General features: G+C 50.2%; 17 protein-coding genes. 7 read left to right on the top strand and 10 right to left on the bottom strand.

Annotation, left to right across the window (positions count from 1 at the left end; all coding sequences use genetic code 11):
• Positions 1-16 precede the first annotated feature (16 nt).
• Entirely contained in the window at positions 17-1,237 is a 1,221-nt protein-coding gene (locus EDF88_RS02220; protein ID WP_134182579.1) for a diguanylate phosphodiesterase, read from the bottom strand.
• 346 nt (positions 1,238-1,583) lie between these two features.
• Here EDF88_RS02220 and ycgZ point away from each other — a divergent pair, with 346 nt between their 5' ends.
• The 7 genes from ycgZ to EDF88_RS02185 all read left to right on the top strand — a co-directional run bounded on the left by ycgZ (position 1,584) and on the right by EDF88_RS02185 (position 13,602).
• Positions 1,584-1,823: a regulatory protein YcgZ gene (ycgZ, locus tag EDF88_RS02215; protein WP_134182577.1), complete on the top strand. Its 240-nt coding sequence runs from the start codon at positions 1,584-1,586 to the stop codon at positions 1,821-1,823.
• A 169-nt stretch (positions 1,824-1,992) separates the two neighbouring features.
• Positions 1,993-2,316 (top strand): hypothetical protein, encoded by a 324-nt coding sequence (locus EDF88_RS02210; protein WP_064518923.1) that lies wholly within the window; start codon positions 1,993-1,995, stop codon positions 2,314-2,316.
• A 37-nt stretch (positions 2,317-2,353) separates the two neighbouring features.
• Positions 2,354-2,632, top strand: a complete 279-nt coding sequence (locus EDF88_RS02205) for a biofilm development regulator YmgB/AriR family protein (RefSeq protein ID WP_034455564.1) — start codon at positions 2,354-2,356, stop codon at positions 2,630-2,632.
• A gap of 1,078 nt (positions 2,633-3,710) precedes the next feature.
• Complete coding sequence (locus EDF88_RS02200; RefSeq protein ID WP_134182575.1) at positions 3,711-9,038, top strand: peroxidase family protein; 5,328 nt, start codon at positions 3,711-3,713, stop codon at positions 9,036-9,038.
• A gap of 10 nt (positions 9,039-9,048) precedes the next feature.
• Positions 9,049-10,788, top strand: a complete 1,740-nt coding sequence (locus tag EDF88_RS02195; protein ID WP_134182573.1) for a type I secretion system permease/ATPase — start codon at positions 9,049-9,051, stop codon at positions 10,786-10,788.
• Entirely contained in the window at positions 10,788-12,125 is a 1,338-nt protein-coding gene (locus EDF88_RS02190; RefSeq protein ID WP_208326119.1) for an HlyD family type I secretion periplasmic adaptor subunit, read from the top strand. The genes EDF88_RS02195 and EDF88_RS02190 overlap by 1 nt, the downstream gene beginning before the upstream one ends.
• 178 nt (positions 12,126-12,303) lie before the next feature.
• Positions 12,304-13,602: a glycoside hydrolase family 10 protein gene (locus tag EDF88_RS02185; protein WP_134182571.1), complete on the top strand. Its 1,299-nt coding sequence runs from the start codon at positions 12,304-12,306 to the stop codon at positions 13,600-13,602.
• Positions 13,603-14,191: 589 nt separating this feature from the next.
• Here the strand turns inward: EDF88_RS02185 and paaY are convergent.
• The 9 genes from paaY to paaE form a co-directional block, all read right to left on the bottom strand.
• Positions 14,192-14,785 (bottom strand): phenylacetic acid degradation protein PaaY, encoded by a 594-nt coding sequence (paaY, locus tag EDF88_RS02180; protein ID WP_134182569.1) that lies wholly within the window; start codon positions 14,783-14,785, stop codon positions 14,192-14,194.
• A 9-nt stretch (positions 14,786-14,794) separates the two neighbouring features.
• Positions 14,795-15,727: a phenylacetic acid degradation operon negative regulatory protein PaaX gene (gene paaX, locus EDF88_RS02175; protein ID WP_134183232.1), complete on the bottom strand. Its 933-nt coding sequence runs from the start codon at positions 15,725-15,727 to the stop codon at positions 14,795-14,797.
• A 168-nt stretch (positions 15,728-15,895) separates the two neighbouring features.
• Positions 15,896-17,212, bottom strand: coding sequence for a phenylacetate--CoA ligase PaaK (gene paaK / locus EDF88_RS02170; RefSeq protein WP_134182567.1), 1,317 nt, complete (start codon positions 17,210-17,212; stop codon positions 15,896-15,898).
• Positions 17,213-17,234: 22 nt separating this feature from the next.
• Positions 17,235-18,443: a 3-oxoadipyl-CoA thiolase gene (gene pcaF / locus EDF88_RS02165; protein ID WP_134182565.1), complete on the bottom strand. Its 1,209-nt coding sequence runs from the start codon at positions 18,441-18,443 to the stop codon at positions 17,235-17,237.
• The gene (gene paaI, locus EDF88_RS02160) at positions 18,440-18,865 is read right to left on the bottom strand and encodes a hydroxyphenylacetyl-CoA thioesterase PaaI (protein WP_064518938.1); all 426 of its coding nucleotides are present in this window, start codon (positions 18,863-18,865) and stop codon (positions 18,440-18,442) included. Before paaI ends, pcaF begins: the two co-directional genes overlap by 4 nt.
• Positions 18,855-20,339 (bottom strand): 3-hydroxyacyl-CoA dehydrogenase PaaH, encoded by a 1,485-nt coding sequence (gene paaH, locus EDF88_RS02155; RefSeq protein ID WP_166671933.1) that lies wholly within the window; start codon positions 20,337-20,339, stop codon positions 18,855-18,857. The genes paaI and paaH overlap by 11 nt, the downstream gene beginning before the upstream one ends.
• Positions 20,339-21,124, bottom strand: a complete 786-nt coding sequence (gene paaG / locus EDF88_RS02150) for a 2-(1,2-epoxy-1,2-dihydrophenyl)acetyl-CoA isomerase PaaG (protein WP_134182563.1) — start codon at positions 21,122-21,124, stop codon at positions 20,339-20,341. The genes paaH and paaG overlap by 1 nt, the downstream gene beginning before the upstream one ends.
• Positions 21,125-21,126: 2 nt before the next feature.
• Positions 21,127-21,894 carry a 2,3-dehydroadipyl-CoA hydratase PaaF gene (gene paaF / locus EDF88_RS02145; RefSeq protein WP_134182561.1) on the bottom strand — a complete coding sequence of 256 codons (768 nt, stop codon included), beginning with the start codon at positions 21,892-21,894 and terminating at the stop codon, positions 21,127-21,129.
• Complete coding sequence (gene paaE, locus EDF88_RS02140) at positions 21,894-22,961, bottom strand: 1,2-phenylacetyl-CoA epoxidase subunit PaaE (protein ID WP_134182559.1); 1,068 nt, start codon at positions 22,959-22,961, stop codon at positions 21,894-21,896. Before paaE ends, paaF begins: the two co-directional genes overlap by 1 nt.
• Positions 22,962-22,966: the final 5 nt, after the last annotated feature.

The raw sequence follows: 22,966 nt of genomic DNA, 5'->3' as shown, positions 1-22,966 counted from the left end.
CATTGTACAACCTGAATTAGAGATCTGCTTTCCTTTCAGGCCAGGCTACGGCGGATATGCCACTTAATTGGGCGCGTGCGAACAAATTGCCCTGAAAATGCGAGATACCGGCTGATTCCAGCCACATCCACTCCTCTGCCTTCTCCACTCCAACGGCCGAAATGGATATCTCAAGCGATGCGCAGCATTTGATAATGGCCTGGATAATTGCCTGCCGTGGGCCACTTTTATGGACATCCTTAATCAGCGCGCGGTTAATTTTAATTCTGTCTGGCTGAAACTGAGACAGCAACAAAAGCCCACCAAATCCGGCGCCAAAGTGGTCTATCGCAACACTTATCCCTGCCGCTTTCAGCTGTCTGATGCCATCGGTGAACTCATCGATGCGCGATATCACCTCGCTCTCAGTAAACTCTACGGTTACCTGCTCCGGAACAAGTCCATTTGTCTGAATCTCTCTTAACAAGAAATCAACCGCATCAGGAATCATCACCAGCGTCATGGGTAACAAATTAACGGAAATAGACTGCTCGCCAAGTTTGAGTGAACTCGCCATCGCAAAGGCGACTTTCTTGCTATTCAGGTCCGCTTCGTAGAGCGCTTTACCGCTTAAACCAGCAAAATAAGTGGCCGTTGAATCTCCGCCTGGTGTGCGCAGCAAAGCTTCAGTGGACAAGATTTTCTGAGCAAACGGGTCAACCATAGGCTGAAAAGCAAAACTACAATCTGCCGTGTTATCAGCAATAACCGCTTCGGTATGAACTCTTTTTTTATCGGGTATAAACACCCAGGAATCCGCTGGCGGAATTTCAAAATAGTTTTCTTTTTCAGTGGCTTCAACAAATGTACGCAAAAACTTAAGCGCACGGTCATTGTAAAATAACTGGTACTTTGAGGTGCCTTTATCCAGCACCGCCTGCAGCACTTCATCCCTGTCGTACTCTCTTAAATCAAAGAGTTCCATCCCCGTCTTTCCAAACCGCCGCGCGGGAGCGTAATCACAAAGCAACTCAACAATGTTGTAGTGGCGCTTATCCTGGCAAATATGTTGGTAAATACTTAAAACGGTCTCTTCCGGGCCTTCAATCATCTGAAAGAAATGCGTGCCGTTGAACAGCAGTATGCCAGTCACGTCGGCCTGGTCATTTTTTACATTTGCAGCAGCAACCATATCCGTAACCGAGTGAAACGGTACGTTTTTACAGATATGGCTGCGGTAAATGATGGTAGTAAGCATGCTGTGTCCAATAGAAAACTGTTTAGGCATTTACAGTAGCAGATGACCTGCCAAACCGCCCATTTAAAATACATTAAAATTAATAACTTATTAACAATAATTGAACATATGTACGCCCGAATTCGCAGGTTTTTGGCCATGCCTGAGGCCATGAAATTCTGAACCTATACATCAAACGTTGCAGACTCAAACTACTTATCACGCTAACTAGTTGAAATTAAATGTATAGCATTTAATGCTTAAGCTTTTAAGAAAAATCCTTACACTTTTCTATGTACAAGTTTTTAATCATTGTATAACTTTATTTGTACATTTATTTGATACTGCATATTTACAGGAGTTACTGATGCAACAGAACAACTACGTACCCGATACAGCTAACGCTATCACCCGATATTTCTCCAAAGCAGCCCTGCCTTCCCAGCAGGAAACTCTGGGACAAATCGTAGTGGAGATCCTGAGCGACGGAAGCAGTTTGAACCGCAAAGCAATCTGTACAAAATTGTTACGTCGGGTTGAAGAAGCATCAGGTCCTGAAGAAGAGAGTCACTACCACACTTTGATTGGCCTGCTTTTTGACCGTTAAGTTCAAACGGCCCTATAGCGCAAATTACTGGCTTTTTAGATTAACACTTGCGGGAGCATTATTTCGGGCAATATAGAAAGCCTGGCAACCTTCAGCTGACCTCCTGAGTGAGGGCTGATTTCAAGCCACATTTCGGTAACGAAACAAGGTGGCAAGAAGAGACGCAGTTATGAGCAGAAGTAAAAGAGAGCAATTGATCGATCAACTGATTGGAGAAGCAGTTTTATCAATCCTTTACGATAACGGGCCAATCAGTACCCGGTCGCTGATTGAGAGACTGCAAACAATGGAAGCGTCAGAGAGAGATGCACAGAGGCGAAATCTGATAGCGGATGTGATTACCGATATCAGTCACCAACGCCTGGGCATTTCGCGACGTAATTCGCTTCCGAGTCAACAGCAGTGGGACATGGAGAGCCCGATAAAACAAAAAAACAAGGCATATCCGTTATTCGACGATAGCCCTGATCCTGGCAGCAGTAAAAAACACTGACTGCCCTACACACTCAACTTACTCATGGTGAAAGTAAATGACCCAGATGACGCTTCATAAATCAGAAATTTATGCCACCCTGCCAAACACAGCTTTGACCGCATATTTTCGTAACGCTGGCGACATGCTGGCTGATGAGGCCGTATTACTCGGAGCGGTAATACGCAGCATTCTTGCTACTGATGGACATTTAACTAATAAAGCTATAATTCAACGTTTGATTGAGGCTATCGAATCCACTGATGATGTCGTCACCATCGACATCGTGCGTAAAACCCTTGAGATTGTCGTTGACCATACTTTTGATGATATTTAATCGTGAAGCCATAGTATCAATTTTACATCTCTTGAATGGTCGGCTTCAGAAAATAGAGAAGTACGCTGTCATCCCTGCTCCGGGATGACAGCAAATCTTGCGGTATTCGGATAAGATTTTCCGCTCGGGGAATCGATTTACTGCAGAATCTCCAGTCAACACCACAGTGTTAACACACCGCTGACTCTAAAATTAACCCCCTCTTTTAATCAATACGTAATAAAGTCAATTTGATGAATCACCAGAAATGTGTGATAGGTTGGTATCAGCCCTCTTGCTACTGTTATTTTTCCGACACAACGTTAATGCTATGGGTGTTGTTGGTTTTGATTCGAATAAATAATATATTTAATTAGCACGCTATTTTAATAGCGTTGTTGATTTATGAAAATGACAGCATAAATACCTTGTCGACATAAAACCAGAACGTAAAGAAATGAAAATATCTCCTACCATGATAAATGATGCGATTTTTTATCATTTGGTTATTCTGGGAGAAATGCTAAACGTCTAAAGCATGGGCGTGTAATTTAATAATGATATTTATCAATTTAGTAAGTTGGTATTTCGTACCTAGCTCAGCAGGAAAAAGCTTGATAACCACCACTCTCTCATTAAGAAAGTCACGTATTGTGATTACTGCCCGACAGAATTGTTTCAAATTTTATTTTTCTCATTAAAAAGTATGAGAGAAGTAACACAAAGAAAAAACCATAGTTATGAATATAACAAAAGTGTCATATAGGGTAAAAACCTCAGCCATATACACGATTCATCAATATTTAAAACCCTTCGCCTTGAATGCACCTGCAAATTCAAACGGCCGAGGCTGCCTGTAACTTACTTAAATTTATTTTTACGAACGAGGAAATAAACTTATTCAGCTAACTATTTTCGCAGGGAGAATAACTCTTATAAGGTATCCAATACTTTAAATTATATAAAAATGGACCTTGGTTGCGTCATTGCAACCCGATAACTCATTTCAACACACACGGTACATTCTCCTGCCTTTTTTTGAAAACGACAGGTACGAGTGATGATAGCTAGTTCAAGGTAAAGATAGGGGTAATTATTTATGGCCTCACAATATGACTTTACTGTCACGCTGCACGATCTTGCTTTTATTCTCAAGCAGATAAAGATATCTGAAGCAGCGACAAACCCAGACGGAAGTGTTAACGGCGATGCACTTCGAGATTTAGTTTCCAGCCCGTTGTTACCCTACGGTATCCGTACCGTAGATGGCTCATGGAATAACCTTCTTCCGGGTCAGGAACTATACGGTTCAGCCGATCAAAATATGCCAAGACTAACCGAGTTGAATTGGCAAGATGCGGATGCCATGACCAGTTATACCCAACTCGGTGGGACGGTCATTGATGCAGACCCGCGTATTATCAGTAACTTGATATCGGACCAAACCGCGTCAAACCCGGCAGCAGTCGAAGCGCATAATGGCTTACAAGATTCCCCAGGAGGAGGAACCACATCGGAAAATGGTAGTTTGTCGATTCCTAACCTGTCTCCGGATGTGGGTTTGTCCCCTGCTTTCAATGGCTGGATGACACTATTCGGGCAGTTCTTTGACCACGGCCTGGATCTAATTCCAAAGGAGGGAAACGGCATTGTATTTATTCCGCTGCAACCTGATGACCCCTTATATGTAGAAGGGTCGCCCACTAACTTCATGGTATTAACCAGGGCAAAGGTTGATGCTAACCATGAAACTGTCAACCTCACCACCCCCTTCATCGATCAAAACCAAACCTATACCTCCCACCCTTCACATCAGATATTCATTCGCGAATACGTCATGATTGATGGCAAGCCCGAACCTACCGGCAATTTATTCGGTGGCGCGAACGGCGGGCTGGCAACCTGGGCCGATGTCAAAAACCAGGCTGAAACCATGCTCGGTATTAAACTCACCGATCAGGACGTGTTTAATGTTCCGCTGCTGGCTACTGACCGTTACGGCAACTTGATCTTAAGTGAAAACGGCAAAGTGCAGATTGTTACCACTTCCGGGCTGGTTGAAGCGAATGGTGATTTCCTACCCCCAGGAACGCTGCGCACCGGGCATTCTTTCCTTGACGACATTGCCCACACCGCGGCGCCAAAAGCCGGGCTGTTGGCCGATGATGATGATGATGTGATTGGTGGTGTTCAGGCAGCCGGAACCTATGATGACGAGCTTCTCGACCGCCACTTCATCACCGGTGATGGGCGCGGCAACGAAAACATCGGTTTAACCGCCGTGCATGCCGTCTTCCACAGCGAGCATAACCGTCTGGTGGAAGAGTATAAAACTACCTTGCTGGCAACTGGTGATATCGATCTTATCAACCAATGGCTGTTGCCAGCACACCAAATAACTGAGCTACCAGCTGATACCAGCACCCTGGTCTGGAACGGTGAGTATTTATTCCAGGCAGGCCGTTTCACCACAGAGATGCAGTATCAGCACCTGGTCTTCGAAGAGTTCGCCCGCACCGTACAGCCTGCTGTCGACCCGTTTGTCTTCTCCAACACGGCAGATATTAACCCGCTGATCTTTGCTGAGTTCGCACACGTGGTTTACCGGTTTGGCCACTCGATGCTGACAGAAACCGTAGCGCGTACCGATATTGATATGCAAAACGGTGACATTGGCTTGATTGAAGCGTTCCTGAACCCGGTCGCCTTTAATGAAATTAACGGTGGCACGGTTTCCGATGAACAAGCAATTGGCGCAATTGTTCGCGGTATGACAAGGCAAGTCGGTAACGAAATTGATGAATTTATTACCGATGCGCTGCGCAACAACCTTATCGGGTTACCGCTTGATTTAGGCGCTCTTAACATTGCTCGTGGCCGTGATACGGCAATGCCAACACTAAACCAGGCCCGTGAGCAGTTCTTTGAACTCAGCGGCAACAGTGAGCTGCGCCCTTATACCAGTTGGGCCGACTTCACGACTTACCTGAAAAACCCGGCTTCCATCATCAACTTTATGGCTGCCTATGGCCAACATGAGTTGATTCTTGGCGCTACCACCATTGAAGGCAAACGCGATGCGGTGAACTTCTTGCTGTTTGGCGATGGCACTTCCCAACCGCCTGCCGATGCGATGGATTTCTTCAACAGTACCGGTGCATGGGCCACTAAAGAGTCCGGCCTGAATATGGTCGACTTCTGGATTGGCGGGCTTGCCGAGCGTAAGAACGAGTTTGGGGGGATGCTGGGTTCTACCTTCAACTTTGTCTTTGAAACGCAAATGGAAATGCTACAAGACGGCGACCGTTTCTACTATCTGAGTCGAGTTCAGGGGCTAAACATGCTCAATGAGTTGGAAGCCAACTCATTCTCCGCGCTGGTTATGCGTAACAGCGACCTCGGGGAAAATGGCTCATCTCACCTGCCCGCTAACCTGTTCCAGACTCCAGACCATATTTTCGAAGTGAACCGGGCGCTGCAAACGGAAATAGACCCGAAATGGGGTAACCCGCTTAAAGATCTGTTAACGCCTTTGCTGACACGGCGCGCTGCCACTCAGGATGTAAACGGCGATGGTGCGGCTGACGGCGCTTACCTTAAATACACCGGCGATGGGCATGTGGTACTCGGTGGTTCTGCTGGTAACGATACGTTAATCGGCGGTAAAGGTATCGACAGTCTATGGGGCGATGGTGGCGATGACCGCCTTGATGGTGGTGACGAGGCGGATGTGGTTCACGGTGGTAATGGTAATGACATTATTACCGACACCGGCACGCCAGTTGGCGATGCTGACTTCCTGCACGGCGACGCAGGTCATGATGTCATCTTCTCCGGTAACGGTAACGATCTGGTATTCGGTGGCAGCGGCAGTGATTTTGTAGTTGTTGGCGAAGATGCCCAGGAAGTGTTTGCTGGGCGGGACAATGACTTTGTTCTGGGTGGCTCCGGCGCTGATGCTCTGCTTGGTAACGAAGGCGATGATTGGCTGGAAGGTGGTGACGGGTTTGACTCACTGACAGGTGAAAACTCCGAGCTGTTCTTCAACAGTACGATCGTTGGCCACGATGTGCTTAACGGCCAGGGTAACGACACGGACTACGATGGCGAAGCTGGCGACGACATCATGGTTCAGGGCCCGGGGATTCAGCGCAACAATGGCATGGCTGGTTTCGACTGGGCAATCCATAAGGGCGACCCGCATGGTGCTAACTCTGACCTCGGCATTCCGATTTTCGTTAACCAGCAAGAGTTTATCCTGCGGGATCGCTTCGATCTGGTTGAGGGGCTATCGGGCTGGAAACACAACGACATATTAGTGGGCACCGAACAACCGCTTGGGACCGCGCCGGTACTGGGCACCCCGCTCTCCAACAATCTTACCCAGGAAGGTGCTGACAGGATTAGCGGTCTGCAGGCCATTCTCGGTGTTGAACACTCTGCGGATCCTAATGCAGTGTTGCTTAACCCCGATGATGGCAGCGATATTTTACTCGGTGGCGGTGGCAGCGACCGCATAACCGGTAAAGCGGGCAACGACATTATTGATGGTGACTCGTGGCTGAACGTGCGAATTGCGGTCAGCGGAATGCCGGGTATCACCAGTGCAGACAGCATGAACGAACTGAAATCTTACATGCTGGCAGGCACCTTAAAACCGCATCAACTCTCGATAGTGCGTGAGATCTTGCGTGAGGGTAATGGCTCTGAAACCGACGTTGCAGTTTACCGCGATGTCAGTAGCAACTATGCCTTCACCCGTATGCCAGATGGCAGCCTCCGGGTTGACCATGCTACCCCCGACGCCGCATTGAATTTTGATGATGGTGTTGACCGCCTACTGAACATCGAAAAAGTGGAGTTTGGTAACGGTGAACAGTTGTGGGTAACGGCACAACAGGCTACAGGCAATCTCACCATTGATAACCCAACACCAGAAGTTGGCGACCTCCTGCGAGTCAACCTGGCGAATCTGCAGGATGGCAACGGTATTGCGGCTAACGCCGCTATCACGCTGACATGGCAGGCATTTACCAATGGTCAATGGCGTGATCAAGCCGTCGGTGAGGAGTTCAGAGTACCTGGCGCTATTTTGGGTGCTCCACTGCGTGTGGTTGCCAGTTTCAATGACCGTATGGGAGATGCTGAAACCCTGGTTTCGGCTCAAACCCAGGCCGTTATGGTGCGCGACCAGCCGACTACGGGTGCCCCGGTGATTAATGACCTGACACCGACCGAAAGCGTGACACTTACTGCTGTTGTCTCGGGTATTGCTGATGCGGACGGGTTGACCGGCGGTAACTTTAATTATCAATGGAGAATGAGTACCGCGACCGGGTTTGTGAATATTGTTGGTGCCACAGCGGCCACCTTCACTCCGGCTCAGGCGATGGTTGGCAGGACTCTACAAGTGGTGGTGACAGTCACAGATGATGAAGGAAACGCCCCTGTTGTCCTCACATCTGCCACTACCCAGCCTGTTGGCGATCTTATTATTGGATCTAACGCTGGTAACACTCTCATCGGCACCGCATGGAGTGACATCCTTCGTGGTGAAGGCGGCAACGATACCCTGCTTGGACGTGCGGGTGACGATTTGTTGGTTGGTGGTGCAGGCAATGACAGCCTGTTAGGTGAAGCGGGACAAGATATCTTGCAAGGGGATGCTGGCAACGATGATCTCGATGGTGGTCTGGGAGCAGATAGCATGGCCGGCGGTGCCGGAAATGATACCTATATCGTTGATAACGCTGGCGACATCGTTATCGAAGGTCTCAATGCCGGGACAGATATTGTCCGAACCAGCCTCGCAAGCTACGACTTGACCGATAACATCGAAGAACTGGTGTTTACCGGCCAGGGCAGCTTCATCGGTACCGGGAATGCTATTGCCAATACCATTACTGGCGGCAACGGGAATGACTTTTTGTTTGGAATGGGAGGCAATGACCAATTAACTGGTGGGCTGGGGAATGACTTCCTTGATGGTGGCGATGGTGCCGATAACCTCCAGGGTGGGATTGGCAACGACGTGATGATTGGTGGAGCAGGTGCTGATGTTCTTTCTGGCAGCATAGGCAACGATATCCTCAACGGACAAACGGGTAATGATGCAATGGACGGCGGCACCGGTAATGACATCTTCGCTTTCAGCGCAAGCTTTGGGCAAGACCGCATCACTGGTTTTGATAGTAACGCCGTTGGCGGGCAGGACTACCTCGATTTAAGTTTGTTAGGTATTACTTCGGGTAGTTTTAACAGCAATGTCGCAATTACGGGAAACAACGGTAATACCGTCGTTACCGTTGGTGCTGATGTCATTACTTTAGTCGGCGTGAACTCAATCACCGTTAATATTGGTGATTTCATTCTCGAATTACCATCAACCTTTGCCGCTAATAATGGCAATAACTCACTGATTGCGTAAGGAGAAGACTATGTCGCGCCAGCATACGCCAACAGAACTGAAGAGTGCATTAAAGGGTACTAAACCGACCTTTATAATGCTGTTGTTTTTTAGTTGTGTAATTAACATGCTTATGCTGGCGCCGGCAATATATATGCTGCAGGTCTATGACCGTGTTTTGGTCAGTAAAAACACGACGACTTTATTGATGTTGACGTTACTTATTGTCGGCATATACATCGTTATTGCGATGATTGAATCGGCCCGTTCAAGCGTCATGATTAGGCTTGGCAACCGGCTTGATGTCAAAATGAATAAGTTAGTCTTTAATGCTGCATTTAAACGAAAAGTTGCTACAGGCGATAGTAACCCTGCTCAGGCGTTAGCCGAACTGGATCAAATTCGGCAGTTTCTTTCCGGCAGTAGTTTATTTGCGCTGCTGGATATCCCCTGGACACCGATATATTTATTCATTGCCTTTCTTGTCCACCCGCTGTTGGGGTACCTCTCTTTGGGAGGAATAACAATATTATTTATCCTGACCCTGGTTTCTGAATTTTCGACCAAACGCCCTATTCAGCAAGCACATGCGTTAACCATCAATAACGCCAGCAAACTCAATAAGCAATTACAAAACTCCGACACAATAGAAGCGATGGGAATGCTTTCCACCCTAAAACTCCACTGGGGGGAGCAGCATGACAAAGTGCTGGTATTACAAACTCAGATTGCCGATAAAACGGCCGGATTAAACAGTTTAAGCCGCTTTGTGCGTGTGCTGCTGCAATCTATTGCGCTGGGTGCCGGGGCCTTACTGGTGATCGGAGGCCAAATTACCCCAGGGCTGATGATTGCCGCTTCTATCATTCTTGGGCGCGTACTTAATCCGGTAGAACAAATCATCGGAAGCTGGAAGCAGTTTGTGCAATTTCGTAGTGCATGGCATCAGATATCAACACTGCTGAAGGAGTACCCGGCACCAAAAGAGGTTCTGACCCTGCCGCGTCCGAAAGGAAATATCAGTGTTGAAAGTATTTTTGCTGCTGCACCAGGCCAACATGCTCCACTGCTACGTAATATCTCATTTCAACTCGAGAAAGGTGAAGTGCTGGGTATTATTGGCCCTTCGGCATCAGGGAAAACCTCACTTGCGAAGCTGCTGGTCGGCGTCTGGAAACCTCTATCCGGTAAGGTTCGCCTTGATGGTGCAGATATTTGCCAGTGGGATAAAGAGTTGCTTGGCCCATCCATCGGTTATCTCCCGCAAGATGTTGAATTATTCGACGGCAGCATCGCGCAAAATATCGCCCGCTTTGCCGAAAACGACAGCGAACTTATCGTTGCTGCCGCAACTTTGGCTGGTGTGCACGACATGATCTTACGTCTCCCCCAAGGCTACGACACGCCTCTGGGTGCAGGCGGACACCAATTGTCCGGAGGGCAACGGCAACGTGTTGGGCTGGCACGCGCGGTCTATAACAATCCTGCATTCATCGTGCTGGATGAGCCAAACGCTAATCTGGATGATGCGGGTGAGTTTGCTCTCGTTAAAGCGATTAATACCTTGCGTACGCAAGGCCAAACAACCGTCATTATCTCGCACCGCCCGACGCTGCTCGGTGTAGTCAATAAAGTCTTATTACTTAATGACGGAGCCATGCAAGAGTTCGGAACCCGTGACCAGATTTTTGCCAATCTAAGGCAGGCAAATATATTAAAACCGGTAGCGACCTCCTCTCCATCGAGCACTGAACAGCAACGAGAGGCCTGATGATGAAAAAGAATAATAAAGACGCGCAAACCCCCGGTTCTGGCAGCGTTGATACCAATATCTGGCCTCCAATACTACGTGGGATCATCGTTATAACGCTTGGCGTTGGCGGTTTTTTATTATGGGCTGTGCAAGCTCCTTTAGATGCCGGTGTGGTGGCTGACGGGACAGTGACGGTTTCAAGCCACCGTAAAACTATTCAGCATTTAAGTGGTGGGCGAGTCACCGATATTTTTATTAAAGAAGGCGATTTAGTTAAAAAAAATCAGGTGTTAGTGCGGCTGGATAAAATGCAGCTTGGCATGCGTTATAGCACGTTAAATGCACAATATATGTCAGCAAAAAGTATTGAAGACCGTTTGCTGGCAGAACGAGGCGGCCTGGAAACCATTGCTTTTGATAATACATTGACACAAAAATTTGCTGAGAATAAACGGCTGATTGAGGTCAGGAATCTTCAAGAAAAGTTATTCGATACACGCAGAAAAAATATCCAGGATGAATTATCAATGATTCAGGAGACGCTCGATGGCCTTGTAGAACAAACCGATAATTTAAATAAAATAAAAAGTTTTCGGGATCATCAGTCTAATCTAATCAATCGCGAGTTGGGTGCCATAAGAGCCCTGAGCGAAAAAAACTACTACCCAAAAGCACAATTACTAGTGCTTGAACGCGAAGCTGCTGAAATATCCGGCAGCGTATCAGAGGATATTCTGAATATCGCTAAGCTAAAATCACAGCAAAATGAACTAAAAATCAAAGCGTATCAAGTGCGTCACCAATATTTGCGAGAAGTGGAGTCCGAACTTACGGAAAAACAAAAAGAAGTCTCTGTGCTTGAAGATGAGTTGGTTTCGACTCGGCATGAACTGGATAACACGGAAATTCGTTCACCAATTGATGGCATAGTTCTGGATGTAAAAGTCAGTACTGTGGGCGGTATTATTCAGCCAGGAGAGCATTTAATGGATATTGTTGCTGCCGGGCAACCTTTGCAAATAGATGCAAAAATACCGGTACATGCCATTGATAAACTGGTTCCCGGGTTGATGGTTGATGTGCTGTTCCCTGCCCTTAACCATGCTTTATTGCCATCAGTTCCTGCGCGTGTGTTAACTATTTCTGCTGACCGCTTAATCGATGAAGCCACGCAGCAGCCCTATTACCTGGCAGAAGTTCAGGTCTCTACAGAAGGCGTGCGTTTGCTGGGCGACTACAAAATTAAAGCGGGCATGCCGGCAAGTGTGACGATTAAAACCGGAGAGCGCACATTCTTGAGCTATCTGTTCAAGCCATTAATCGCGCGTCTGGAACTGGCGTTTAAGGAATACTGATGCCATCCTATTTAAGGCGAGTGGCCATAGTGCCACTTGCCTTCTATATAGTCTTCCCGATGCCCATTAACATAATCTACATCATTGACTTAAATGCGAATCAGAAGAGAATATTCGTTCCTGACTATGTGCCGCAAAATTGGAGTCTACCATCAGCCGCTCTCGTAACTTTCCGCTTATGACAAGAAAAGTGAAAACGTCAGGCGCCTTTGTTATCGCCGCTATGTTACTTGCCAGTTGCTCTTCAAAACCACCGGTCTCACTCGTGACCCCGGTGACTAAACAGACGCATCCGGCATCGCATTCGCAAAATCAAGAACCAGTACGAGGCGTATGGCTCGCGACGGTGTCTCGTCTTGATTGGCCCCCTGTTGCATCAGTGAATCCCAATAACGCTTCCACTCGCGTTAGCCAGCAACAGCAGGCGCTAAAAAACAAATTAGATAACCTGAAAAGTCTTGGAATTAATACCGTATTTTTCCAGATCAAACCCGATGCCACAGCGCTTTGGCAATCAAAAATTTTGCCATGGTCAGATGTACTGACAGGCAAAATTGGCGAAGACCCAGGTTACGATCCGCTGCAATTTATGCTCGATGAAGCACACAAGCGCGGCATAAAAGTTCACGCCTGGCTTAACCCTTACCGTGTTTCCACAAATACTAAACCGTCGACCGTTGCAGAACTCAACAACACTTTGTCGGACCAACCACCGAGCGTGTTTGTGCTGCATCGCGACTGGATTCGTACATCAGGCGATCGTTATGTATTAGATCCCGGCATTCCAGAAGTTCGTGACTGGATTACCAGTGTCGTTGCTGAAGTGGTATCGCGTTATGACGTTGATGGCGTGCAGTTTGATGACTACTTCTATACAGAGTCCCCTGGTTCCTTCATCAATGACAAACCGACATTCCAAAAATATGGCCAGGGATTTGATTCAAAAGCGGACTGGCGTCGGCACAATACGCAGCAATTAATTGAACAAGTTTCTCGAACTATCAAACAGTTAAAGCCAGGTGTCGAATTTGGTGTGAGCCCTGCTGGCGTATGGCGTAACCGTTCATTTGATCCGGCAGGCTCCGATACCAGAGGTGCAGCGGCATATGATGAATCTTTTGCTGATACACGAAAGTGGGTGCAACAGGGCCTATTGGATTACATCGCCCCGCAGTTGTACTGGCCTTTCGCGCGAGATGCCGCCCGTTATGATGTGCTCGCAAAATGGTGGGCCGATGTGGTGAAACCCACAAATACGCGGCTCTATATTGGCGTTGCGCTCTACAAAGTCGGTGAACCGTCCAGGAAAGAGCCGGACTGGACTGTAAACGGTGGTGTACCCGAGTTGAAAAAACAGCTCGATCTGAACGAATCTTTGCCACAAATCAGCGGCACCATTTTGTTCAGAGAGAACAATCTCAACCAGCCACAGACCAGAGAAGCCGTTAGCTACCTTAAAAACCGCTGGGGCAGTTAACATCTACTACATAACATATTGAATGTAATGGTTTTGTTTTAAAATGACGTCGCTACGTGAATTCTGCTGTTTTGGCAGTACATCAGTGCAGCAGAATTCACGTAAATGCATCTAAAAATTAGGCTTCATTTATTCCTAACATGAAACAGCGTTGCCCATCTCTTTTTGTATCCTCGCTATGGTTCAAAAACGCCAATCGAAATGATCTTGTTTTCAGCGATTGGCGAATCAATTCCGCCACATTAATTATTTTTTATATTGAATTATGGGGTGAGTATTAATTGAGCAATATTGAGGATAATGTGAAGGGAATGAAATTGAGTTTTATCTGGTTGTTCCAGTTTTATATCCACCGATAATCACTGGTAATGTTAATAGTGAGAAACGGTATCAACCATGAAGAAATTTATACTAATTATCAGTAGCATAGTAATTATCATGAGCCTGTCTGGGTGTATTTACAGGGATGGTGGCCATCACCACGGCTGGCATCATCACCATTATCGCTAATTAAAAATAAACCCCGGAATAATCCGAGGCTATTTATTTGTCCATCAGGGAAGTGACCAAACTTCCCTGATACTCTTTATTACTGGGGTTTTACATTGTAACCGACACCCACAGCTTTTTCGTGACGATTAGGCTCCACTTCGCGCAGTGGTTCAACCTGGTGCATCGTTTGCTGGCAGCGGATCACCAAATCCTGGTATTCGCGTGTCCCCTGCTTTTTCCACGCAAGTTCATCCGGGCGTAGCTCGCGCACCACTTTTGCTGGGCTGCCCAGGATCATCTGGTTGGCTCCAAATTCCGCACGGGCTTTAACAAACGCCGTTGCGCCAACAATACTGTTTTCGCCAATCTGTGCTCCGTCAAGGATCACCGCATTCATACCGACCAGCGCATTTTTACCAATTAAGCAGCCGTGCAGAATCGCACCGTGGCCAATATGCCCGTCTTCTTCAACAACTGTGTCCTGCTCCGGGAAACCATGCATCACACAGTTATCCTGCACGTTAGCGCCATCTTTGACGATGATACGCCCAAAGTCACCGCGTAAGCTGGCATTCGGCCCGATATACACACGGTGGCCAAGAATCACATCGCCAATCAGCACGGCCGTGGGATGCACATAGCTGTCTTCCGGCACCACGGGTGTGAGTCCATCAATTTGATATACGGGCATAATAACTCCTTACGGCTTGGTATTGATCCCACCAAAGCGCTGATAGTAGCCGCTTCCCGGGTGTGGCAAGTCACCCACTGAGGTTTCACCATGTTCGCTGACAAAAGCCAGTGCGCCCGGTGCGACACGCTGATAGATGTTGATACACAGCTGGCGGGCGCTTTGCCCTTGCCAGTGTGGCGGCAGTAATTCATCAGGAAGCAGCGGATCTTTCAGCACTACGCGGCGGTAGAAATGTATGAGCAAAAGTTGAATCTGGAAACAACGCAACGGCGTCAGTTCGCTGGCATCTGCCTCACGCAACAGCGGCAACAACGGTCGAAACGAGTTGATAAACTCACCGTAGCGCTCATTTTTATCAGTGAGTAGCCAGCACTCTTCGACGCGGGCTTTGAGTGCGGTTTTTGATGTCTGAAGCGGTGAACTGGCTTCAAAACAGATCACGTTATCCGCCACACCAGCTTCATGTAGCAGGTTTTGTACATCGGCGAGATTTTGCGATGGCGACGCCATCAGGCTGGGGGCAAGTGTGCCAAACCCTTGCCAGATAAGCTGATTTTTCACTTGTTGAAGTGTGCTTTTTTCAAGCCCTTCGGAGAGCAAAAGCAACCACTTGCCGTCCCATTCAGGCTGCCCGGCACGGTAGATTTTCGCTTCTGCCCGGCGCGTCATGCGCTGGCCCATTTCTGTCAGGCGATAAAAACTCCGTCGCCCGACGCGCTCCACATCAAGCCAGCCCTCTTTATTAAGCCTGAACAGTGAAGTGCGAACAAAACGCTCACCAAAGCCCAGTGACTCCAGCATGGTCGCAAGGCTACCGAGCCAAATTTCACCGCCGCGATGCGCCAGTGCATCTCCATATAAAGAAACAATCAGCGACGTTCCGCTAATGGGAACGGCGCTGACCGCCTGCTCAATAAACTGTTCCAGTTTGCTGTTCATCATCTGCCAGAAATTCCGTTTTTAACGCACATTAGCCAAAACATAGCACAACAAAGACAATAAAAATCAGGTCATTAACAATGCGATTCACAATTTCTAGAAATACAGATTTTCCGGGTCGGATAAACGCTGCAGCGTCTGATATAACCGACCCAATAGTGGTTGTGATTACTGATTCGCGGCCTGGCGCAAATCACAAACGCGAATCGCTTTCCCTTCCGAACGAGGCAAACTGCCGCAGTTAACAATGCTGATATCGGTTGAAATCCCCACCATTGACTTAATCTGGTGACGCAACTGGTGGCAAACGGAACAACGCTGTTCATGGCTCAAATGCAGACTGCTCTCTTTGAGCTCAACTTTCACCGCCAGCGTGTCGAGATGGCCATCGCGATGTACTTCCAGCTGATAATGCGGTGCCAGGTGTTCAAATTTTACGATCTCTTCTTCCAGTTGCGATGGGAACACATTCACACCACGGATGATAAGCATGTCGTCTGAGCGCCCGGTGATGCGGTCCATACGGCGCATAGTACGGGCGGTGCCTGGCAGTAAGCGCGTCAGGTCGCGGGTACGGTAACGAATCACCGGCAGCGCTTCTTTGGTCAGCGTCGTGAACAGCAACTCACCCTGCTCGCCATCATCCAGCGCGGCACCGCTTATCGGGTTAACAATTTCCGGGTAAAAATGATCTTCCCAGATAGTTGGCCCGTCTGTGGTTTCCAGGCACTCCATCGCCACGCCCGGTCCCATCACTTCTGACAGGCCGTAAATATCCAGAGCGGTAATGCCGAGGCGGCGTTCAATTTCACGGCGCATCGCATGAGTCCAGGGCTCAGCACCAAATACTCCGACACGCAGCGAACAATCTCGCGCATCGCCACCCATCTGACGTTCCAGTTCTTCAATCAAGTTCAGGCACCAGGACGGAGTAACCATAATCATGTCCGGGCGGAAATCGCGGATCAGTTGCGCCTGCTTCTCAGTTTGCCCACCGGACATCGGAATAACGGTCGCCCCGAGGCGCTCAGCGCCATAATGCGCACCCAGTCCGCCTGTAAACAGCCCGTAACCATAAGCGACGTGAATTTTATCTTTTGGCGTACCGCCTGCGGCACGAAGCGAACGGGCGACAATATCAGCCCAGGTATCAATATCTTTTTGCGTGTAGCCGACTACCGTAGGTTTGCCCGTTGTGCCAGATGAGGCATGAATACGCACAACCTGTTCCATCGGCACCGCAAAAGTGTCGAACGGATAGTTGTCGCGCAAATCTTGTTTAGTGGTGCAGGGGAAAAGCCGAATGTCCTTCAGCTCTTTAAAATCATCAGGGTGCACGCCCACCGCATCAAACTTGCGTTTGTACATCGGCACGTTGTTATAAGCGTGATTCAGCGTCCATTTCATACGCTGCGTTTGGAGTGCCTGCAGCTCATCAACTGATGCGGTTTCAATCGGTTCCAGCTTTGTAGTAGAGGTTATCATTATAGGGTACTCGCAGGGTTGATTAGCTCACACGCTCAAGGATCAGGGCAATGCCCTGGCCAACACCGATACACATCGTACACAGGGCATAACGCCCGTTGCGGCGATGAAGTTCGTGGCTGGCGGCAAGCGCCAGTCGGGCTCCACTCATCCCTAACGGATGGCCTAAAGCAATCGCACCGCCGTTGGGGTTAACATGTGGGGCGTCGTCAGGCAGCCCCAACTGTCGTAAAACCCCCAGCGCTTGCGCGGCAAAGGCTTCGTTCAGTTCGATAACATCCATGTCGTTGATGGAAAGCCCTGCCAGCTCCAGCACCTTACGGGTGGCAGGCACTGGCCCAAGCCCCATCAGGCGCGGTTCAACACCGGCAGTTGCCATCGCGACAATGCGCGTTGTTGGCGTTAAACCGTGGCGCTGAGCTGCCGACGCGCTGGCGATGATGAGCGCCGCCGCACCGTCGTTCACACCTGATGCATTTCCGGCAGTAATCACACCGTTGGTACGAAACGGTGCTTTTAGTCCGTTGAGCTGCTGCAAAGTGGTTTCCGGTCGCGGATGTTCGTCTTCGCGAATCTCAGTCACCGCGCCTTTTTTTCCTTTCAACTGCACCGGCACAATTTCCTCGGCCAGAACGCCATTCTCACGTGCCAGCTGCGCACGTTGCTGGCTGCGCCAGGCAAAGGCATCTTGATCGGCACGGCTGATATTTAACAACTCCGCTACATTCTCTGCCGTTTCTGGCATGCTGTCAGTACCAAATTGTTCAGCCATGAGCGGGTTCACAAAACGCCAGCCGATCGTGGTATCAAACATCTCCGCCTGGCGCTGAAAAGGCGTGCTGGCTTTGCCCATGACAAAGGGTGCGCGGGACATCGACTCTACGCCTCCGGCAATCATCAGTTCGGCATCACCGGCTTTAATTGCCCGCGCGGCCATACCTAACGCATCAAGGCCGGAACCGCATAACCGGTTAATTGTGGTGCCAGAAATTGTCTGCGGTAACCCGGCAAGTAACGTCGCCATACGCGCCACGTTACGGTTATCTTCCCCTGCCTGGTTGGCACAGCCGAGAATCACATCGTCTACTGCGTTCCAGTCAAGGTTCGGGTAGCGAGCCATCAGCTCTTTTAGCGGGATCGCGGCAAGATCATCGGCACGAACTGAAGAGAGTGCTCCACCGTAGCGGCCAATGGGCGTGCGGACACCGTCACAGATAAATACGTCGTTCATAGTCTGGCTCCTGAAACTGTGGTTCCAATACGGTGCGAACGCCCACGAAACAGAGCGATGGTTTTCTCATCCTGGTTAATGATTTCAATGTCATATACCCCGGTCTGCCGGCCTTGAGTGCGTACCTGAGCAATGGCTGTCAGCACATCACCGGCTTTTCCAGGTCGGACGAAATCGATACTGCAACCGGAAGCCACTGCCGCCAGCCCCTGGCTGTTGCAGGCGTAGGCAAATGCGGTGTCAGCCAGCGTAAACAGTTGCCCGCCGTGGCAGGTTTGATGGCCGTTGAGCATGACGTCGGTGATGGTCATGGTCAGGCGTGCAAATCCATCCCCCATGTCCTGAATCTCGATGCCCATCTGCTGCGCACAGTTGTCGCGAGCGTACATTTCCCGGGCATTCGCCCATGCATTAATGCTCATGTTGTGTCTCCAGAAGCGTGCGTTGGCGCAGCAGTGAAGTTGGGCGGTAGCGTTCTTCGCCGTAATGTTTTTGCAGGTTTTCCAGCAGGCGCAGTACCTGTTGCCAGCCGAGTTCCGCGCCCCACGCCAGCGGGCCATGAGGGTAATTCACGCCAAGGCGCATCGCGGTGTCGATATCCTCTTCACTGGCGACACCTTTTTGCGCCGCATCGGTCGCTTCGTTCGCGAGCATAGCGACCGTGCGCCAGACCAGCATTCCAGGGTAGTCGCTGATCATCAGCACCTGTTTACCCTGCTGCTGGAAGAAACGAATCGCTTTGGCAGTCTGCACAACTGTGTTACTTGCCGCAGCCGCCAGCACTACCAGCGGTGAGCTTTGCCAGTCGTTGACCAGGTCGAGCAGCACGACCGGGCGTTGGAGACGTTTAGCCAGTTGAGTCGCTGTTTCGCCTTGCGTCATCTGCACCAGAACATCGTCCAGTTCAATATACGAATATGTGACACTGTCACCTGAATCGTGATTATTCAGCCATGCGGCAAAACCATGGTGCTGAATTTCTTGCGCATCTGATTCGCCAGGCTCGGTGGGCAGATAAGGCAATGATTCATTGAGTGGCCAGCGGTATACGCCCTGCCCGGTTTTTTTGCCAAGGCGTTTACCAAACACCAGTTCCTGCTGGATAAGCGAAGGCAGAAAGCGGCGTTCCTGCCAGAAACCATTGAATACGGAACAGGTCACGGCAAAGTTCACGTCCTGGCCGATAAGGTCGGTCAACGCAAGCGGCCCCATCGGAAACCCACCGCAGTCGCGGAGTGCCGCATCAATCACGCCCGCTGGTGCTACTTGCTCTTCGAGCGCGCGCCAGGCTTCAGCATAAAATGGGCGCGCCACGCGGTTAACGATAAAGCCCGGTGTCGAGTGGCAATGCACCGGTTGTTTGCCCCAACGCATCGCCAAGCCGGTCAGGCTTTCGAGAACCGCAGGTGAAGTTTCCAGCCCGCTCACCACTTCCACTAGTTTCATCACCGGTGCTGGGTTAAAGAAATGCAGCCCTGCCACACGCTGTGGTTGTTCAACGCCGCTGGCAATCGCGGTAATGGAAATCGACGATGTATTGCTGGCGAAAATCGCCTCCGCGGAACAGACCGCTGCCAGTTCACGGAAGATGGCCTGCTTGATGTCGATTTGTTCGGCTGCGGCCTCAATGACCAGTGCCGCATCCGCCAGTTCGCTGATGCTCTGTGCAGTGTTTAAACGACTTTCAACGTCATGCTTTTCGGACGCCGTCATTTTACCCTTTGCCACGCGGGCACTCAGCGCTGTGGCAATTGCATCAATGGCACGCGCCGCAGCACCGGGATGGATATCGTAAATTCTGACCCGGTGCCCGGCTTGTGCGGCAACCTGCGCAATGCCAGCTCCCATGGTGCCGCCGCCAATCACGGCAATAATTGATTGTGGTGTCAGCATCATCATTTCCCCTTAAACACCGGTGTGCGTTTAGCCAGAAATGCCGACACCCCTTCGCGGTAATCTTCGCTACGCCCGGCCATGCGCTGGTAATCGCGCTCAAGATCGAGCTGTTCTTCAAGGGTGTTTATTTCGGAAGCGTTCAGTGCCTTCTTCACCAGTCCCAGGCCAAAGGTTGGCTGGCTGGCAAAATGCACGGCGAGCTGGCGAGCGGTATCGTTGAGTGCTTCATCATCCACCACTTGCCAGATCATGCCCCACTGATGGGCTTGCTCCGCACTCAGTTTATCGCCCAGCAACGCCAGCCCCATCGCACGAGCACGCCCGGCAAGGCGCGGCAAATACCAGGTACCTCCGCAATCAGGAACGAGGCCTAATTTGCTAAAAGACATAATGAAGTTTGCTGAACGCGCCGCAATCACCATATCGCAGCCCAGGGCAAGCGTTGCCCCGGCACCGGCGGCGACACCGTTAACCGCCGCAATAACTGGTTTTGGCAATGCGGCCAGGCGCTTAATCAGCGGGTTATAGAAGTTCTCAACCGAGGCGCCTAAGTCTGGAGCAGCTCCACTTGGGTCAACATTGCGGTCATTGAGATCTTGTCCGGCACAAAACGCACGGCCCGCGCCCGTTATCAGCAGGCAGCGAATGGTGTCGTCACGTTCGACTTGCGTCAGCACATCAGCAAGCTGGCGATGCATTTCGTCATTAAAACTATTCAGGCGCTCCGGGCGATTTAACGTCAGCGTCATCACGCCGTTTTGCACATCACTAAGAATGAATGTCATGGCTATCGTCCTTTAAACGCAGCGGGTCGTTTTTCGAGAAATGCGACAATGCCTTCCTGCCGGTCTTCGGTGGCGGCAAGCAGCGTGAAAAGCTGCCGTTCGTGGGCTAAGCCCTGACTGAGAGACAGTTCATGTGCCTGGCGCAGTGCGGTTTTCGCAGCCTGCAATGCCAGCGGCGCATGTTGCGCGATGCGCGCCGCCAGCTTTTCGCTGTATTCCAGCGTTAACGCCGCAGGGCACATCTCTGCAACCAGGCCTGCCTGCTGTGCCTGTTGTGCGGTTATCGCCTCGCCCGTCAACACCATTTTGTATGCCAGCGCTTTGCCAACACTGCGAATCAAACGTTGTGTACCACCCGCGCCGGGCATAATGCCGAGAGTTATTTCAGGCAGGCCAAAGCGTGCGTTGTCACCCGCCATTACGATGTCGCATAGCATCGCCAGTTCGCACCCGGCACCCAACGCATAACCGTTTACTGCAGCCAGCAGCGGTTTGTTAAAACGTTCGATACGAGCCCAAAGCTGTGGGCGTGGATCGTTAAGCGTGGCGGGCATATCAAGGCTCGCCATCTCTTTAAGATCAGCCCCAGCGGCGAAAAATCGATCGTTGCCCGTAATAACGACTGCCCCTGTGCTTTCGTTTTGCTGCGCGGCTTCCAGCGCTAAGGCGATCTGATCAAGCAGCGCGTTATTTAAAGCGTTTCGCGCTTCGGGGCGGTTTAAAGTCAGGGTCAGTACGCGCCCGTTTTGGCTAACCAATAATTCGCTCATCACAGCCCCTGCGCATCAAAGTCGAGCACTACGTCGTCACCTTTCGGCAGTGCCTGGCAACTGAGGATGTAACCCGCCGCCAGTTGGTCTGGCTCGAGGCTGTAATTGACGCCCATCCCCACTTCACCGCTCACAACTTTGCAGCGGCAGGTGGCGCACACCCCGCCTTTGCATGCGTAAGGTAAATCCGCACCCTGGCGCAACGCCGCGTCGAGAATGCTTTCGTCATGGGAATCGAGGGTGATTTTGCGGTCGCGTCCGTCCTGGCGCAGCGTCACCGTTTTGCCTGCTGCCTGTTCGCGACGGCGCAGACTCGGCGCGCTGCCGGGCGTGTTGAAGTGTTCGATAAAAATGTTTTCAGCCGCCACGCCCATTTCCAGCAGTGCGGCTTCAGCTTCCTGCATCATGCTTTGTGGGCCGCAGATGAACGTGCGGTTAAAGCCTTTTACATCGAGCAAGTTATCGCCCAGCACTTTGAGTTTCACGCCGTCGAGTCTTCCGCTCAGCAATTCGCTTTCCTGCACTTCCTGGCTGAACAGATAGATAAGTTGTAGGCGTTGTGGGTAGCGGTCTTTTAAGTCGGCCAGCGCCTGGTGGAACATCATGCTGCGGCTGCTGCGGTTGCCATAAACCAGCGTTACTCGGCTATTGGATTCGGTGGCAAGCGTTGCTGCGACAATCGCCAACATTGGCGTAATGCCGGAGCCGACTGCCAGCGCCAAATAATTGCCCTCAGTTTCAGGCTGCGGTTGGTAGCCGAATGTTCCCTGCGGGATCATTACGTCCATCGCCATACCCGCCACCAAATCGCTCACCGCATATTGCGAAAAGCGCCCGCCGTCGATGGCTTTTACCGCCACACAGATTTCGCCGGGTTGTTCGGCGCGACAAATGGAGTAACAGCGGCGTAACTCCTCACCACCGAGGCGAGTTTTTAGAGTCAAATGCTGGCCAGGTTTGAAAGCAAAATGCGTCTGTAATTCTCCTGGCACTTCAAAAGTGATGGCAACCGCGTCAGGAGTTTCCTGCTCAATGCGCGCCACCTTTAGCGAATGAAACGTCGTCATGGCTA

The sequence above is a fragment of the Buttiauxella sp. BIGb0552 genome (assembly GCF_004366275.1).
Classification (GTDB): domain Bacteria; phylum Pseudomonadota; class Gammaproteobacteria; order Enterobacterales; family Enterobacteriaceae; genus Buttiauxella; species Buttiauxella gaviniae.
The sequence above is the reverse complement of the archived record's forward strand: the minus strand, read 5'-3'. Positions and strand labels throughout refer to the sequence as shown.